This is a genomic window from Laedolimicola sp., assembly GCF_051972735.1.
In the GTDB taxonomy this organism is placed as follows: domain Bacteria; phylum Bacillota; class Clostridia; order Lachnospirales; family Lachnospiraceae; genus Laedolimicola; species Laedolimicola intestinihominis.
Map to the genome: position 1 here is coordinate 15,713 of NZ_JBOKYU010000017.1, position 16,352 is coordinate 32,064.

At 51.8% G+C, this 16,352-nt stretch carries 18 protein-coding genes, 2 tRNA genes and 1 other annotated feature; of the genes, 19 read left to right on the top strand and 1 reads right to left on the bottom strand.

Going from position 1 to position 16,352, the window contains the following annotated elements:
* Positions 1–31 precede the first annotated feature (31 nt).
* The 6 genes from ACTRC3_RS05800 (at position 32) to ACTRC3_RS05825 (ending at position 5,633) form a co-directional block, all read left to right on the top strand.
* Complete coding sequence (locus tag ACTRC3_RS05800; protein ID WP_178040038.1) at positions 32–916, top strand: branched-chain amino acid ABC transporter permease; 885 nt, start codon at positions 32–34, stop codon at positions 914–916.
* 14 nt (positions 917–930) lie between these two features.
* The gene (locus tag ACTRC3_RS05805) at positions 931–2,016 is read left to right on the top strand and encodes a branched-chain amino acid ABC transporter permease (protein WP_440322207.1); all 1,086 of its coding nucleotides are present in this window, start codon (positions 931–933) and stop codon (positions 2,014–2,016) included.
* On the top strand, positions 2,013–2,864 hold the full coding sequence (locus ACTRC3_RS05810) for an ABC transporter ATP-binding protein (RefSeq protein WP_440322209.1): 852 nt from the start codon (positions 2,013–2,015) through the stop codon (positions 2,862–2,864). The genes ACTRC3_RS05805 and ACTRC3_RS05810 overlap by 4 nt, the downstream gene beginning before the upstream one ends.
* A gap of 1 nt (position 2,865) precedes the next feature.
* The gene (locus ACTRC3_RS05815; RefSeq protein WP_440322243.1) at positions 2,866–3,573 is read left to right on the top strand and encodes an ABC transporter ATP-binding protein; all 708 of its coding nucleotides are present in this window, start codon (positions 2,866–2,868) and stop codon (positions 3,571–3,573) included.
* 168 nt (positions 3,574–3,741) lie between these two features.
* A complete protein-coding gene (locus tag ACTRC3_RS05820) occupies positions 3,742–5,025 on the top strand; it encodes an adenylosuccinate synthase (RefSeq protein WP_440322212.1) in 1,284 nt (427 codons plus the stop codon).
* Positions 5,026–5,033: 8 nt separating this feature from the next.
* On the top strand, positions 5,034–5,633 hold the full coding sequence (locus ACTRC3_RS05825) for an HAD family hydrolase (protein ID WP_440322213.1): 600 nt from the start codon (positions 5,034–5,036) through the stop codon (positions 5,631–5,633).
* Positions 5,634–5,679: 46 nt separating this feature from the next.
* Here the strand turns inward: ACTRC3_RS05825 and ACTRC3_RS05830 are convergent, their stop codons facing one another.
* A complete protein-coding gene (locus ACTRC3_RS05830) occupies positions 5,680–5,880 on the bottom strand; it encodes a hypothetical protein (RefSeq protein ID WP_440322215.1) in 201 nt (66 codons plus the stop codon).
* A 358-nt stretch (positions 5,881–6,238) separates the two neighbouring features.
* Between ACTRC3_RS05830 and ACTRC3_RS05835 the strand changes: the two genes are divergently transcribed.
* The 13 genes from ACTRC3_RS05835 (at position 6,239) to ACTRC3_RS05895 (ending at position 16,306) form a co-directional block, all read left to right on the top strand.
* Positions 6,239–6,745 carry an SEC-C metal-binding domain-containing protein gene (locus ACTRC3_RS05835; protein ID WP_440322216.1) on the top strand — a complete coding sequence of 169 codons (507 nt, stop codon included), beginning with the start codon at positions 6,239–6,241 and terminating at the stop codon, positions 6,743–6,745.
* Between the two features lie 19 nt (positions 6,746–6,764).
* A complete protein-coding gene (thrS, locus tag ACTRC3_RS05840; RefSeq protein ID WP_440322218.1) occupies positions 6,765–8,678 on the top strand; it encodes a threonine--tRNA ligase in 1,914 nt (637 codons plus the stop codon).
* 75 nt (positions 8,679–8,753) lie between these two features.
* Positions 8,754–9,596 carry an NAD(+) diphosphatase gene (nudC, locus tag ACTRC3_RS05845; protein WP_178040031.1) on the top strand — a complete coding sequence of 281 codons (843 nt, stop codon included), beginning with the start codon at positions 8,754–8,756 and terminating at the stop codon, positions 9,594–9,596.
* A gap of 173 nt (positions 9,597–9,769) precedes the next feature.
* Positions 9,770–9,842: transfer RNA gene (locus tag ACTRC3_RS05850), tRNA-Val, on the top strand.
* 5 nt (positions 9,843–9,847) lie between these two features.
* Positions 9,848–9,921, top strand: a tRNA-Met gene (locus tag ACTRC3_RS05855).
* Between the two features lie 104 nt (positions 9,922–10,025).
* The gene (locus tag ACTRC3_RS05860; protein WP_178040030.1) at positions 10,026–10,520 is read left to right on the top strand and encodes a DNA-deoxyinosine glycosylase; all 495 of its coding nucleotides are present in this window, start codon (positions 10,026–10,028) and stop codon (positions 10,518–10,520) included.
* A 208-nt stretch (positions 10,521–10,728) separates the two neighbouring features.
* Entirely contained in the window at positions 10,729–11,277 is a 549-nt protein-coding gene (gene ispF / locus ACTRC3_RS05865) for a 2-C-methyl-D-erythritol 2,4-cyclodiphosphate synthase (protein WP_178040029.1), read from the top strand.
* Positions 11,278–11,351: 74 nt separating this feature from the next.
* On the top strand, positions 11,352–12,035 hold the full coding sequence (locus tag ACTRC3_RS05870) for a GNAT family N-acetyltransferase (protein ID WP_440322221.1): 684 nt from the start codon (positions 11,352–11,354) through the stop codon (positions 12,033–12,035).
* A 105-nt stretch (positions 12,036–12,140) separates the two neighbouring features.
* Positions 12,141–12,381: a binding site (T-box leader), on the top strand.
* A 60-nt stretch (positions 12,382–12,441) separates the two neighbouring features.
* A complete protein-coding gene (gene epsC, locus ACTRC3_RS05875; RefSeq protein ID WP_440322223.1) occupies positions 12,442–13,164 on the top strand; it encodes a serine O-acetyltransferase EpsC in 723 nt (240 codons plus the stop codon).
* Positions 13,151–14,557, top strand: a complete 1,407-nt coding sequence (gene cysS, locus ACTRC3_RS05880; protein ID WP_440322225.1) for a cysteine--tRNA ligase — start codon at positions 13,151–13,153, stop codon at positions 14,555–14,557. Before epsC ends, cysS begins: the two co-directional genes overlap by 14 nt.
* The gene (locus ACTRC3_RS05885; RefSeq protein WP_440322227.1) at positions 14,542–14,973 is read left to right on the top strand and encodes a Mini-ribonuclease 3; all 432 of its coding nucleotides are present in this window, start codon (positions 14,542–14,544) and stop codon (positions 14,971–14,973) included. The genes cysS and ACTRC3_RS05885 overlap by 16 nt, the downstream gene beginning before the upstream one ends.
* Positions 14,974–14,977: 4 nt before the next feature.
* Complete coding sequence (gene rlmB, locus ACTRC3_RS05890; protein ID WP_178040024.1) at positions 14,978–15,721, top strand: 23S rRNA (guanosine(2251)-2'-O)-methyltransferase RlmB; 744 nt, start codon at positions 14,978–14,980, stop codon at positions 15,719–15,721.
* 3 nt (positions 15,722–15,724) lie between these two features.
* A complete protein-coding gene (locus tag ACTRC3_RS05895; RefSeq protein WP_349163424.1) occupies positions 15,725–16,306 on the top strand; it encodes a sigma-70 family RNA polymerase sigma factor in 582 nt (193 codons plus the stop codon).
* Positions 16,307–16,352: the final 46 nt, after the last annotated feature.

The following is a 16,352-nucleotide window of genomic DNA, read 5'->3' on the forward strand; positions in this document are numbered from 1 at the left end:
GTTTTCAGCCTGGTTTTTTGGAGGTTATTGTATGGAATGGATTAACCAGAACCTGCCCTACCTGATGGCAGGCATTTCCGTAGGCGGACAGTATGCGCTGATTGCCATCGGCTATACCATGGTCTACGGAATTTTGAGACTGATTAACTTCGCTCACGGCGATATTTTCATGGTGGCAGGTCTGATTATGGTATATGCCATGACGGTCATGCCTATCTATGTGGCGATTCCACTGATGATTGTTCTGACGGTGCTTCTGGGCTTTACCGTGGAGCGTGTGGCTTATAAGCCGCTTCGAAGCGCTCCGAGAATGTCCATCATGATTTCCGCCATCGGTGTGTCCTATCTGCTGCAGAATCTGGCGCTTTATGTGACCGGAGGTCTGTCCCAGCAGTATCCGGCCATTCCCTGGCTCAGTGATACCATCAGCGTCTTCGGCGCAACCACCAAGCGCGTGACAGTCATCACTCCGGTTCTGACTATTGTGCTGGTGCTGGCTCTGGTAGCCCTGATCAAATACACCAAGATCGGTATGGCCATGCGCGCGGCTTCCCGTGATTTTGAAACTTCCCAGCTGATGGGAATTAAGATTAATTCCGTTATCAGCATGACCTTTATCATCGGAAGCTTTCTGGCGGCCATCGGAAGTATGCTGTTCTTCACCAACTACACCGGCGTCACTCCGACCGCAGGCGCAATGCCAGGTCTGAAGGCCTTTGTCGCAGCCGTATTCGGCGGCATCGGCTCCATTCCGGGCGCGGTCATCGGCGCATTTATTATCGGTATCTGTGAAAATATCATCAAGGGTCTGGGCTGGACTACCTTTTCTGACGCGTTCACCTTTGCCCTGTTGATTGTCATTCTCATTGCAAAGCCCACGGGTCTGTTCGGTGAGAAAGTCATTGATAAAGTATAAGGAGGCGTTCGGTCATGAAAAAAAAGACAAAGGTCATGTGGAACGTCGGCCTGATCGGAGGACTTCTCCTTCTGCTCTTTGTACTGGAGCAGATCCTGCCGTCTGGTTCCATGTTGTTTACAGTATTGAAAAAGGGCGCGATTTACGCGCTGGTGGCAGTGTCCATGAACCTGCTGAACGGCTTCACCGGCCTGTTTTCCTTAGGTCAGGCGGGCTTTATGCTGTTGGGCGCTTATACATACGGTATCTTGACGATTCCGGTGGAATCCAGAGCCAGTGTCTATCAGTATTTTAACGGCGGTATCGTACAGTTTGCCATCCCGGTTCCGCTGGCACTCATTGCAGGCGGTATTATAGCGGCGATTTGCGCGTATCTCATCGGTCTGCCGGTACTGCGTTTGAAGAGCGATTATCTGGCGATTGCGACCTTAGGTTTTGCGGAGATCATCCGTGCGGTATTTCAGTGGGATAAGCTGGGCCCGCTGACCAATGGATCAAATCTGCTGCGTAATTTCCCGGCTTTTAAGTCGGTATTATATCCGTTTATCGTATCTGGTATCTGCATTGCCATCATCGTGATGCTAATCAATTCCACATATGGCCGTGCGTTCAAGGCCATCCGTGATGATGAAATCGCTGCGGAGGCCATGGGTATCAATCTGGCCCATCATAAGAGACTGGCTTTCGTCATCAGCTCCTTCTTCGCGGGTATCTCCGGAGGACTGCTGGCCATGTATCAGACCACCATTCAGGCGTCCATGTTCAAGTCTGCCATGACCTATGAGATCCTGCTGATCGTCGTCATCGGCGGTATCGGATCTGTGACTGGAAGCTGCATCAGCTCCTTCCTGTTCATCGCCTGCTCCGAGTGGTGGCTGCGTTTCCTGGACAATGACAACTTGTATATCGGAAGCTTCCATGTGCCTTTCTTACGCGCCGGTTTCCGTAAGGTTGTGTTTGCGGTCATCATCATGTGCATCGTACTGTTTTACCGTAAGGGAATCATGGGCGACAAAGAATTTTCGATCGAAGGAATTGCGAATTTCTTCCGCAATCGATTTAAGAAAAAGAAGGTAACGGAAGGAGGCGCTTCCAAATGAGTGCGGAAAATGTATTGAAAGTAGAGAACATCACCATGCAGTTTGGCGGCGTCATTGCCGTGGACAATATGAATCTGGAGATCAACAAGGGCGAAATCGTGTCCCTCATCGGCCCCAACGGAGCCGGTAAGACCACGGCCTTCAATGTGATCACAGGCGTGTACGCGCCCAGCAACGGCGCCATTTACTATAAGGGCAATAAAATCGTCCAGAACCACCCCCAGGGCAAGATGAAGAAGCTGTACCGGGGCGAGAATCCGGCCATGTATACAGGTCAGCATGTACTGGCTCCCACGCCGGATAAAATTACAAGACTTGGTATCGCCAGAACCTTTCAGAATATCCGTCTGTTCAAGAGCCAGACCGTATTCGACAACATCCTGATTGCCAAGCATATGCTGCGCACCAGCAATATTTTTACGGCCACCTTCCACCTGAATGGAAAGGAAGAGGCGAAGATGCGAGAGGAGACGGAGCGTCTTCTGGAGATCGTGGGCCTGACTGATGTGAGAAATGAGCTGGCGACCTCTCTGCCCTATGGCAAGCAGCGTCATCTGGAGATCGCCCGTGCCCTGGCCACCAAGCCGGAGCTTCTGCTTCTGGACGAACCGGCGGCTGGTATGAACCCCCAGGAGACCCTGGAGCTGACGGAGTTCATTGATAAGATCCGCAGGCAGTTTGACCTGACGGTCTTTATGATTGAGCATCATATGGATCTGGTTATGGAGATTTCCGACCGCATCTACGTGCTGGATTTTGGAAAGCCCATCGCGGAGGGTACCCCGGAGGAGATCCGGAACAATCCGAAGGTTATCGAAGCTTATCTGGGAGGTGCGGACGATGAGTAATATTCTGGAAGTCAAAGATTTGAACGTATCCTACGGCGGCATCAAGGCCGTGAAGGATATCAGCTTCGCCGTGCCAAAGGGCGAGGTCGTGACCCTGATTGGAGCCAATGGTGCGGGAAAAAGCTCTACCCTTCGTTCTATCGTGGGACTGGTGAAGCCGGAGAGCGGCAGTATTCTCCTGAAGGGAGAGGAGCTGGCTGGCATGCCCACGGAGCAGATTGTAACCAAGGGAATTACCCTGGTACCTGAGGGACGCCGGGTGTTCCCGGATATGACCGTAGCGGAGAACCTGAAAATCGGTGCTTATATGCGAAAGGATTCTCTGGACAATGATATGAACTGGGTCTATGATCTGTTTCCCCGCTTGAAGGAACGTTCCTGGCAGCTGGCCGGAACCCTGTCCGGCGGCGAGCAGCAGATGCTGGCCATCGGCCGCGCGCTGATGTCGAGACCGGAGATTATCATGATGGATGAGCCGTCCCTGGGACTGGCCCCCATCATTGTAAAAGGCGTATTTGATATTATCCGGGAGATCAATAAGCAGGGCGTGACCATCCTCCTGGTAGAGCAGAATGCGAACATGGCCCTGAAGGCCGCAAACCTGGGCTATGTCATGGAGACCGGCCGCATTACCCTGAGCGGAACCGGAGCCGAGCTTCTGGAAAATGAAGCAGTGAAGGCGGCGTATCTGGGAAAAGCAAAGAAGTAAAAAGGACGTTAAAAGGGATCATAAGCGTAAATTATAAATAATCATAATTTATAGAAAGAAATCCATTTACTTTTTGAGAAAAACAAGGTATACTAAACGTCGGTGCAGTGCGTCTGCACTGACGTTATTTAATTTTCAGTATTTAAACCTAATGGAGGGATACAAGCTATGGTAAAAGCAATCGTAGGCGCCAACTGGGGTGACGAGGGAAAGGGCAAGATTACAGACATGCTTGCTCAGGAGTCTGACATCATCGTCCGTTTTCAGGGCGGTGCAAACGCAGGCCACACAATCGTAAACAATTACGGAAAGTTCGCGCTGCACAGCCTGCCGTCTGGTGTATTTTACAATCATACCACCAGCATCATCGGAAATGGAGTCGCACTGAATATTCCGGTTCTGTTCAACGAGATTCAGAGCATTGTGGAGAAGGGAGTTCCGACCCCGAAGATTCTCGTATCCGACCGTGCGCAGATTGTGATGTCTTATCATATCCTGTTTGATCAGTGTGAGGAGGAGCGTTTGGGAGGCAAGGCCTTCGGTTCCACCAAGTCCGGTATCGCGCCCTTCTATTCTGATAAATACGCGAAGATTGGTTTTCAGGTCAGCGAGCTGTTCGCGGACGAAAAGTATCTTCGCGATAAGATCGCCAATGTATGCGTGAAGAAGAATGTGGTTCTGGAGAACCTGTATCATAAGCCGGCTCTCGATGAGGACAAGCTCTATGAGGAACTGATGGAGTATAAGAAGATGGTAGAGCCCTACGTATGTGACGTATCCAAGTATCTGTGGGACGCGATCCACGAGGGCAAGAATATCCTGCTGGAGGGTCAGCTTGGTTCCATGAAGGATCCGGATCACGGCATTTACCCGATGGTTACCTCTTCCTCTACCCTGGCAGCTTACGGCGCCATCGGCGCAGGTATTCCGCCCTATGAGATCAAGGAAATCATCGTAGTCAGCAAGGCATACTCCAGTGCCGTAGGCGCAGGCGCGTTCGTCAGCGAGATTTTCGGCGACGAAGCGGACGAGCTGAGACGCAGAGGCGGCGACGGCGGAGAGTTCGGCGCAACCACAGGCCGACCCAGAAGAATGGGCTGGTATGACTGTGTGGCATCCAAGTACGGCTGCCGGATCCAGGGCGCTACCGGCGTAGCCTTCACAGTACTGGACGTACTGGGCTATCTGGATGAAATTCCGGTCTGCACAGGCTACGAGATCGACGGAAAGGTTACCACCGACTTCCCGACTACTCACCTGCTTGAGAAGGCAAAGCCTGTATACGAGGTGCTGCCGGGCTGGAAATGCGACATCCGCGGCATCAAGAAGTACGAGGATCTGCCGGAAAACTGCCGCAAGTACATCGAGTTTATCGAGAAGCACATCGAGTGCCCGATCACCATGGTATCCAACGGACCGGGACGTGACGATATCATTTTCCGCAATAAATAAGGTACATTATGATTGATACAGTTATTTTTGATATTGGTAAAGTCCTGATGGATTACAGCTGGGATCAGTATCTGCATGGAATCGTGCCGGATGAGATCCCATACAGAACGCTGGAGGAAGCAGTGTTTCTGAACCCCTGTTGGGAAGAGCATGACAAGGGTCTGATGACAGAGGAAGAGGAATTGTGGGATTTTATATCCAACGCGCCGGATTATGAGCCGGAGATTCGTGCTGTCTATGAGAATCTGGGACAGTGTACCTGGAGCTTTCCTTATGCGAACGCATGGATCGGGGAACTGAAGGCCCGGGGTCTGAAGGTATATGCCCTGTCGAACTGGCAGAAGCGGATCTTTGAGCAGAATGAGGAGACCATGATGGGATTTTTAGGACAGATGGATGGATATCATCTTTCCTATCGAACCCATAAGAATAAGCCGGATCCGGAGGCGTTTACAGGCCTTTTTGAGGCTTACGGCATCATTCCGGAGCAGACCGTGTTCATCGACGACAACGCGGCCAATATCGAAGCAGCGAGAAAGCTGGGGCTTCACGCTATCCGCTTCGTGTCTTATGAGCAGGCGAAAGAAGAACTGAATACATTTCTGTAAAAGTGAAGGCCCGCACGGAACAACGTGCGGGCCTTCTTTCGGCTTTTTACTTTTTCAGATACCGGGCCAGCATGATGCAGGCGTAGATGAAAACAGGTACAAAAATCGTGCATACAATCGAGGCCTTCAGCCAGTTCTTTCCCTCGGTGGGGTCCACGAACGCGAAGACCAGGGTCAGAAGATACATACCCACCAGCAGCACCACGCCGATGAGGGCCAGAATCCGTTTACATTTATTGTCTTTCATAGCAGTTTTTCTATAGAAGAATCCTTTCTGTCTTAGTTCCGGGATCCTGGTTTTCAGTTTCCCTCTCTTTTATTTATCACAAAAAAGAAAAAAGCGCAAATACTTTGTATAAAAGAATGGGACAGGGATATACTAACATCAGACAAAAGAGAAACGAATTACTTATATCCTCCCCTTTAGCAGATCACTCCGAAGCGCCAGGAACGCTTCGGGGTGATTTCGTCTGCGTACCGGAAAAGGAAAGGACAGATTTGGGCCGGAACATAGCCCGGAATACAAAATACAGCTTGATTTTTAATATCTGTCCTGCTATATTTAAAAGATAGAAATGTTTTAAGCAAAGGATGGAGATTAAATTATGGCATTACTGAAACAGTGGCGCGATATGGCCTACGATGAGAAAGCAAATAAGGGTGACATCCAGAGATTCTGGGCGAACTATTTCAATATTGAGAAGGGCATCTACGAGCAGCTTCTTACAGATCCGGATACTGAGGTAAAGGGTACCGTCAAGGAACTGGCAGAGAAGTACGGACAGGACGTGATGACTATGACAGGCTTCCTGGATGGCATCAACGACAGCCTGGTAGAGCCGAACCCCATCGAGGAGATGGAGGAGGATACGGTGGTATCCCTGAAGTTCGATAAAGAGAAGCTTTACAAGAACATGGTAGACGCAAAGGCAGACTGGCTCTATGAGCTGCCCCAGTGGAAAGAGATTTTCTCTGAGGAGAAGCTGCATGAGCTGTATCTGGAGCAGAAGAAATCAAACACTATCGTAAAGGGACCGAAGATTGGCCGTAACGACCCCTGCCCCTGCGGAAGCGGAAAGAAATACAAGAAGTGCTGCGGAAAGAACGCATAAGGCGCAGGAGGAGAAGATTATGAAAATCACACTGAAGGACGGCTCCGTAAAGGAGTACGCAGAAAGCAAATCCGTATATGAGATTGCCCAGGACTTAAGCGAAGGACTGGCGCGTATGACCGTGGCAGGAGAGCTGAACGGCGAGGTTGTAGACTTAAGAACAGTCATTGACAAGGACTGCCAGCTGAATATTCTGACCCTGAAGGACGAAAAGGCACTGTCGGTTCTCCGTCATACCGCAAGCCATGTGATGGCCCAGGCTGTAAAGCGTCTGTACCCGACTGTAAAGCTGGCTATCGGACCTTCCGTAGCAGATGGCTTTTACTACGATATGGATTTTGAGACTCCGCTGACCTCCGACGACTTTGAGAAGATCGAGGCCGAGATGAAGAAGATCATCAAGGAGAACCTGGAGATCGTACGCTTCACCAAGCCCCGCGAGGAGGCTATCGCATTTATGAAGGAGAAGGGTGAGCCCTACAAGGTAGAGCTGATCGAGGACCTTCCGGAGGATGCGGAAATCAGCTTCTACCAGCAGGGTGAGTTCGTGGACCTGTGCGCAGGACCGCACCTTAAGAGTACCAAAGACGTAGGTAAGGCTTTCAAGATCATGAGCCTGGCAGGCGCATACTGGAGAGGCGACGAGCACAACAAGATGCTGACCCGTCTTTACGCTACCGCATTTCCGAAAAAGGAAGAGCTGGAAGCATACATCACCATGATGGAGGAAGCAAAGAAGCGTGACCACAGAAAGCTTGGCAAGGAGCTGGGTCTCTTTATGATGCACGAAGCAGGACCGGGCTTCCCGTTCTTCCTGCCGAAGGGAATGACGCTTAAGAATACCCTGATTGACTACTGGAGAGAGATCCACAAGAAGGCAGGCTACGTAGAGGTATCTACCCCGATTATCCTGAACAGAAGCCTGTGGGAGACCTCCGGACACTGGGATCACTATAAGAATAACATGTATACTACCGTCATCGACGGCGAGGACTACGCGATCAAACCGATGAACTGCCCTGGCGGCGTTCTGGTTTATGCGGCAGAGCCCCGTTCCTACCGTGACCTGCCCCTGCGTGTGGGCGAGCTGGGTCTGGTACACCGTCATGAGAAATCCGGCCAGCTTCACGGTCTCATGCGTGTGCGCTGCTTTACACAGGACGACGCGCATATCTTCATGACGCCGGAGCAGATTAAGGACGAGATCAAGGGTGTAGTGGCTCTGATCAACGATACCTATTCCATGTTTGGATTCAAATATCATGTGGAGTTGTCCACACGTCCCGAGGATTCCATGGGAAGCGACGAGGACTGGGAGGTAGCTACCGCAGGTCTTCGCGACGCTCTGGACGAGCTGGGTATGCCTTATGTGGTAAATGAGGGCGATGGCGCGTTCTACGGTCCGAAGATTGACTTCCATCTGGTAGACTGCATTGGCCGTACCTGGCAGTGCGGAACCATTCAGCTGGACTTCCAGCTGCCCCAGCGTTTTGAGCTGGAGTACGTGGGAGCAGACGGCGAGAAGCACCGCCCGATCATGATCCACCGTGTAGTATTCGGTTCCATCGAGCGTTTCATCGGTATCCTGATCGAGCATTTTGCAGGCGCGTTCCCCACCTGGCTGGCTCCGGTTCAGGTACGTGTGCTGCCGATTTCCGACAAGTATATGGATTACGCAGAGCAGGTAAAGAAGTCTCTGGATGAGGTCGGTATCCGCACTGAGCTTGATAAGCGCGCGGAGAAGATTGGCTACAAGATCCGTGAGGCACAGACCGCGAAGATTCCGTATATGCTGGTTGTAGGCCAGAAGGAAGAGGAAGAGGGCACTGTTTCCGTCAGAAGCCGCGAGGCAGGCGATCAGGGAGCAAAGGCGCTGGACGCTTTCATTGCTGATGTGAAAAAAGAGATTGAAACCAAAGGCAGAGAAGCATAAAATTGTTTGAACGCAGATTCCCCCGCCCGGAGGCGTAAGCCTTCCGGCGGGGAATTTTCATAAAGGAGAATCGATATGATACAGGATATTGCGCCGCATATCTATCACAATGAATACTGCCCGGAGAAGCCGGACGCAGACAGCTATCTGATGTATTTTGAGAGACATAACGCGCTGGCCCGCTGGGATGGGGTGGAGATTGCATTTCCCAGATTCCGGGATTTTCCGGAGGTGAAGACGGAGCTTTCGGAGAACATCATCTATCTGTTCACAGTGGATGATAAGAGATTCTATCTGGTAAAGGAACTGGCCCTGCCGGAACGCAAGGGCTTTCGGCTGGAAAGTAACCGGAGATTTCGGGACGCACAGCCTCAGTGGTTATCCTTCGCCGGCATCACTGGTTATCAGCTCTGGCACTGGTACGACGTCCGCAAGTACTGCGGCCACTGCGGCAGCCCCATGGTGCATGACGCAAAGGAGCGCATGATGCGCTGCCCGGACTGCGGCCAGATGGAATACCCGAAGATTTCTCCGGCAGTCATCGTGGGTATTCTACATAAAGATAAGATTCTGATGTCCAAGTATGCGGGCCGGGATAATATCACCTACTACGCGCTGATTGCGGGATTTACCGAGATCGGCGAGAGCATCGAGGAGACCATCCGCCGGGAGGTCATGGAGGAAGTGGGTCTGAAGGTCAAAAATATCCGCTACTACAAGAGCCAGCCCTGGTCCTTCTCCGAGACAGTCCTGATGGGCTTCTTCGTGGATCTGGATGGTGATGACGAGACCGTCACCCTGGACACCGAGGAGCTGGCCACTGCCGAATGGTTCACGCGGGAGGACGCGCCGCCCCAGCCCCTGAATATCAGTCTGACCAGTGAGATGATCTGGCAGTTCAAGAATGGGAAGGTGTAAAAAAACACCTTTCCCGTAAAAAAATAAGGTCAAAAAATCCAGTATTTATGCGGCTTTTGGAGATTTTGAAAAGAAAATGAAAAAAAGTTGAAAAAAGTGCTTGACTTTTCTTCGGTTATAAGGTTATAATAACCAAGTCGGTTGGGACGGCAAGTCAAAACCGAGAACGAAATGGGATCTTAGCTCAGCTGGGAGAGCATCTGCCTTACAAGCAGAGGGTCATAGGTTCGAGCCCTATAGGTCCCATTTATGGCGAGGTAGCTCAGTTGGCTAGAGCATGCGGTTCATACCCGCAGTGTCGGGGGTTCAAATCCCTTCCTCGCTACTAAGATTCAGACCCAAGAACGAAATCGTTCTTGGGTCTTTTGTTTACGCGAGCAACGAGTCAAATTCGCGAAGCGTATTTTATCTCGTTTACAGGAGGATGACATGGAACAGGTGCAGCATGAGATACCGCCGCTCTACGACGGACATTCAAAAATTTTGATTCTGGGCAGCTTTCCGTCGGTGAAATCGCGGGAAGGGCATTTCTTCTACAATCACCCGCAGAATCGATTCTGGCGCGTTCTGGCGGCCGTGACGGGGCAGGAGACGCCGGGGACAATTCTTGAGAAGAAGGAGTTCCTGCTTAGGAGCGGCATTGCCCTGTGGGATGTGATCGCAAGCTGCGAGATCGAGGGCTCCAGTGACAGCAGTATCCGGAACGTGGTGCCCAATGATATCCGCCCCATATTGGAGACAGCGGATATCCGTCAGATCTATGTAAACGGCGGTACGGCGGAGAAGCTGTATAAAAAATACATTTTCCCGGAGACGGGACGGGCAGCGGTGCGGCTGCCATCCACCAGTCCGGCCAACGCGGCGTGTTCATTGGACAATCTAATCGGGCAGTGGAAGGTCATAGGGGAGAGCTTAAACCAGTAGCGAGCCTGCGGGCACAGTGGAAAGCGGTTATTGCAAAAATCGTATCAAGTTGTCATGGATTGGCTATACTTATGCAAACATTTGAGATATAATAACGGCAGACAGGCTGTTTTGCCGGAGACTATTGGACAGGCATGGAGGCGCGACAGCATTTTCCAAAAAATAAGAACGAAAACCGGGCGGAATTTCCCGGAGAAAGAGGTATAGAATGCGGGTAGGAATGGGATATGACGTACACAGACTGGTGGAGGACCGAAAGCTGATCCTGGGCGGCGTGGAAATTCCCTATGAGAAAGGACTTCTGGGACACTCCGACGCAGATGTGCTGCTTCACGCGATTATGGACGCTCTTCTGGGCGCAGCGGCCCTCGGCGACATCGGAAAGCATTTCCCGGACACGGATCCGGCATATAAAGGTATCTCCAGTATCAGGCTTCTGGAGCATGTGGGAAAGCTTCTGGAGGAGCAGAATTACGTGGTGGGCAATATCGACGCCACCATCATCGCCCAGCGCCCGAAAATGGCGCCCCATATTCCTCAGATGCGGGCAAATGTGGCGAAGGCTTTACAGATTGAAGAAAGCCAGATTAACATCAAGGCTACTACAGAAGAGGGCCTCGGTTTTACCGGCACCGGCGAGGGCATTTCTTCTCAGGCCATCTGCGCTCTGATTCCGGTGGCGAATTACGCCTATGAAGATGTGATGCAGCTTCCGAACGGCTGCCCGGGCTGTGGCGGCTGCCAGAAGGCAGAATAGAGCAGCCTATGCCGGTGATTTGGGCGGCGGACATGGCAGATTGGAAAAACAGATATACAGACGAGGTGTAAGCTATGGAGAAGCAGGAACTAAAAACCCAAAAACTGGAAGTGAGATATCTGAAAGATGACGAGCGGATACGTTCCCGGGAACTCTACGAGGAAGTCTTTGTGGAGGATGCGGACGGGTTTTCAGAGCTCTATTACAAAATCAAGGCCCGGGACAACCGGATCCTTGTGGCGGAAAACGACGGCGCCATTGTCTCCATGCTGCACCGGAATCCCTATACCTTCCGGTTCCGCGGCGCGTCCGTTCCGGCGGATTATATCGTAGCGGTGGCTACCAAAGTGACTTGCCGCCATCAGGGACTGATGCGTGCATTGCTCACAAAGGCCCTGCAGGATATGTACGCCGACGGTCGCCCCTTCACCTTTCTGATGCCGGCGGACGAAGCCATTTACACGCCCTTTGATTTCCGTCTCATGGGAAATGATGACGAGGAGGGCCTGGCGGCCCAGGGCAGCGAAGAACTGGCGGAGGACTACGAACTGTTCGTGGAAAAGGATGAAGCATATCAGAAGCGCCATATCGACTGGCCGGAATGGGAGACCACGCCCATGATGCTGCGTCTGGTGGATGCCGCAAAATTTGTGGGAAAAATTGGCGCGGAGGAACTTCCGGGCATTACTAAGACGGCATTTCAGAAGCTGGAGCAGGTGCGCGTGGTAGACGGCGTCTACATCAATGAGCTGGTGTAAGCATGTGCACAAATAAAAACAGGAATATTTCCTGAAATTAGCCGCAAAGGCTTGACAAAAACGGCATTTTTGCATATCCTATAAAGAGTAAATAAGAAAATAAGTGAAAAGGCGAAGAACGGAAAAGTAATCCGCATCCAAAGCGTCAGAGAGAAGCTGTCATCGGCTGTAAGCAGCTTTCGCGGGAGGGACGGACGAAGTGCATCCGGGAGCTGATCCGGTGAACAGGCAGACGGGAGAAACGAAAAGCCTGCAGCCGGGTACGTAAGAACGCACGTTACGCGGAAAAGGGAAAAGGCGAGAGCCTTTTAAAAAGAGTGGAACCGCGGATTCTTTCGTCTCTTATGGAGAAGAAAGGATCCTTTTTTATTCCATTTTTATCCCGAGGCATAAAAAGGGGAGCAGCATGGGAATTATCAAGTATATCAACGAAGAAATTCAGGTTATCCGGGAGCGGGATCCGGCTATCAAGACCTCGGCCGAGGTGCTTCTTTATCCCTGCTTCTGGGCCATCCTGAATTACCGGGTGGCGCATAAGCTGTACAAAAGCGGACATTATTTCTGGGCCAGATGGATTTCCCAGAGATCCAGAAGGAAGACGGGCATCGAGATTCATCCCGGAGCCACCATTGGCAAGGGCCTGTTTATCGACCATGGTTCCGGTGTTATCATCGGCGAGACCACCATCATCGGCGACAATGTGACCCTCTACCAGGGCGTGACCTTAGGCGGAACCGGTAAGGAGCAGGGCAAGCGTCATCCCACCCTGGAGGACAACGTCATGGTCAGTGCCGGAGCAAAGATTCTGGGTTCCTTTACCATAGGGGAGAATTCCAAGATCGGCGCAGGCTCCGTGGTCCTGAAAGAGGTGCCGCCCAATTGTACCGTGGTAGGCGTACCGGGACGCATCGTCAAGCAGGATAATGTAAAAGTACCGCGAAGCGATATGGATCAGGTAAATCTGCCCGACCCGGTTATGGAGGAGCTGTTGGCGCTCCGAATGGAAAACGCCGATCTGAACCGGCAGCTTGAGGTGCTGGAGGAAAAAGAGCGACAGAAAGCAGCAAGAAAGGCTGAAAAGAAAAAAGATAAAGCAGAGAAAAAGGAGAAAAGACATGAAGCTGTATAATACGCTGACAAAAAGTAAAGAAGAATTTGTCCCCCTGGAGGAGGGCAAGGTAAAAATGTACGTATGCGGCCCCACCGTATACAATTTCATCCACATTGGTAACGCCCGTCCCATGATCGTATTTGACACCGTGCGCCGCTATCTGGAGTACAAGGGATATGAAGTGAATTATGTATCCAACTTTACGGACGTAGACGACAAGATTATTAAGAAATCAATCGAGGAGGGCGTGCCCGCAAGCGAGGTATCTGAGCGTTACATCGCCGAGTGCAAGAAGGATATGGCCGACATGAATGTAAAACCGGCTACGACCCATCCGCTGGCGACCCAGGAGATTCCGGGCATGATCGAGATGATCGAGACCCTGATCGACAAGGAATACGCTTATGAGGTAAACGGAACCGTATACTTCCGTACCCGTAAATTCGGCCCTTACGGCAAGCTGTCCCACAAGAACCTGGACGATCTTCGGAGCGGTAACCGTTCCCTTCTGGTGTCCGGTGAAAATGAGAAGGAGGATCCCCTGGATTTTGTGCTCTGGAAGCCGAAGAAAGAGGGTGAGCCTGCCTGGGAGTCACCCTGGGGCGAAGGCCGTCCGGGCTGGCATATCGAGTGCTCCGTTATGTCCAAAAAGTATCTGGGCGAGCAGATTGATATCCATGCAGGCGGCGAAGATCTGATTTTCCCGCACCATGAAAATGAGATAGCCCAGAGCGAGGCCTGCAACGGCAAAGAGTTCGCCCACTACTGGCTGCACAACGCTTTCCTGAACATCGACAACCGTAAGATGTCCAAGTCTCTGGGAAACTTCTTTACCGTAAGAGAGATTACCGAGAAATATGACCCGCAGGTGCTCCGTTTTTTCATGCTGAGCGCACACTACAGAAGCCCGTTGAACTTCAGCGCCGATCTGATGCAGTCCTCCAAAACCAGCCTGGAGCGTATCCTGACGGCGGCTGACAATCTGAAGCATCTGATTGCCAACGCAAAGGATGACAGCATGACCGAGAGCGAGACCGCTCACTACGACGCGACAGAAGAGTATGTGAAGAAGTTTGAAGAGGCCATGGACGATGATTTCAACACCGCAGACGCCATCGCAGCCATCTTTGAACTGGTGAAATATCTGAACACCCATACAAGCGCGGAGAACAGCAAATCCTATCTGCAGAAATGCCTGGATCGCCTGAAGACCCTGTGCGATATTCTGGGATTGGTGGCAGATAAGAAGGAAGAGCTTCTGGACGCGGATATCGAGACGCTGATTGCGGAGCGCCAGCAGGCAAGAAAAGAAAAGAACTTCGCGCGGGCAGACGAAATCCGTGCCGAGCTTCTGGAGAAGGGTATCGTTCTGGAGGATACCCGCGAGGGCGTAAAATGGAAAAGAGCATAATCGATCTGATGGCAGGCATTAAGGAGACCTGGGAGCTTCCGGATGTGGACGTGCGGACCTATTCTCCGCTGGTGCTGGCCTATATTGGTGACGCGGTCTATGAGGTAGTGGTTCGTTCCCTTCTGGTGGGGCGGGGCAACGCCCAGGCTAACCGGCTTCATAAGGAGGCCAGCACCCTGGTGAACGCAGGGGCCCAGTCGGCCTCTCTTGAGCGCATCAGGGAGGAACTGACGGAAGAGGAAATGCAGGTCTTTAAGCGGGGTCGCAACGCCAATTCCGCCACCATGGCCAAGCATGCCACCATGTCCGATTACCGACGGGCTACAGGCTTTGAGGCGCTGATGGGCTATCTGTATCTGACAGGCCGCACGGAGCGTATTCTGGAGCTGGCAAAAAAGGGATTAGAAGAGGATTGAACGTATGAATTACGAAGAACTGACCATAGAGGGAAGAAATGCGGTGCTGGAGGCCTTTCGCTCCGGTAAGACCATCGATAAGCTGTTTGTTCAGGACGGCTGTCAGGACGGAAGCATCAACACCATTAAGAGAGAAGCGAGAAAGCACGATACCATCATCAATTTTGTAACAAAAGAGCGCCTGGATCAGATGTCTGCCACAGGACATCATCAGGGCGTCATTGCCCAGGCGGCAGCCTATGATTACGGCACAGTCGAGGAGATGCTGGCAAATGCCAGAGAGAAGGGCGAGGATCCCTTCCTGATTCTGCTGGACGATATTGAGGATCCCCATAATCTGGGAGCCATTATCCGTACAGCAAACCTGGCAGGTGCCCACGGCGTCATCATTCCGAAGCGTCGGGCGGCAGGCCTGACCGCGGTGGTGGCCCGGGCTTCAGCCGGAGCTATCAATTACACACCTGTGGCGAAAGTCACCAACCTGACCAACACCATTAAGGAACTGAAGGAGCAGGGGCTTTGGTTCGTCTGCGCAGATATGGGCGGCGAGACTATGTACGACCTGAATCTGACAGGCCCCATCGGCCTGGTCATTGGAAACGAGGGTGAGGGCGTCAGCCGCCTGGTGCGGGAGTCCTGCGACTTTATCGCTTCCGTTCCCATGAAAGGAAATATTGATTCCCTGAACGCTTCCGTGGCGACAGGCGTGCTGGCCTACGAAATTGTACGGCAGAGGATGAAAAAATAATTCATGACAAAGCTTGAAGAACGTTCAGACGAAGAACTGATGGAAGGGATCCGCGGCGGCGAGCAGGAATGCATGGATGTACTGATTGAACGCTACAAGGGGCAGGTGCGCAAAGAAGCCCGTACCCTGTACCTGATTGGCGGTGACAGCGACGATTTGATTCAGGAGGGCATGCTGGGACTTTTTAAGGCCATTCGGGATTACAGGCCGGAAAAAGAGGCTTCCTTCGGCTCTTTTGTGAAGCTGTGTATCTCAAGACAGCTTTATACTGCCATCCAGGCTGCGTCCCGGCAGAAGCACAGCCCTTTAAATACCTATGTGGAGCTGACAGAAGGCCTGGACGATGTGTCAGACAGTTCCCGGGGAAAAAGCCCGGAGGAGCTGCTCATCGACCAGGAATCGGCGGAGAGCCTGCAGGATCGGATTGAGGCGCTTTTAAGTCCCATGGAGTACGGAATTTTGCAGCGCTATTTGAACGGAGAGAACTATGTACAGATCGCGGAAGGCCTGGAGAGGAGCCCGAAGTCCATCGATAACGCGCTGCAGCGGATCCGAAGAAAAATTAAGAAATTTATTCTGAAATAAAAGTCCGCTTTTGAGACAGAACATGTTATACTTATCTCAGGTTACA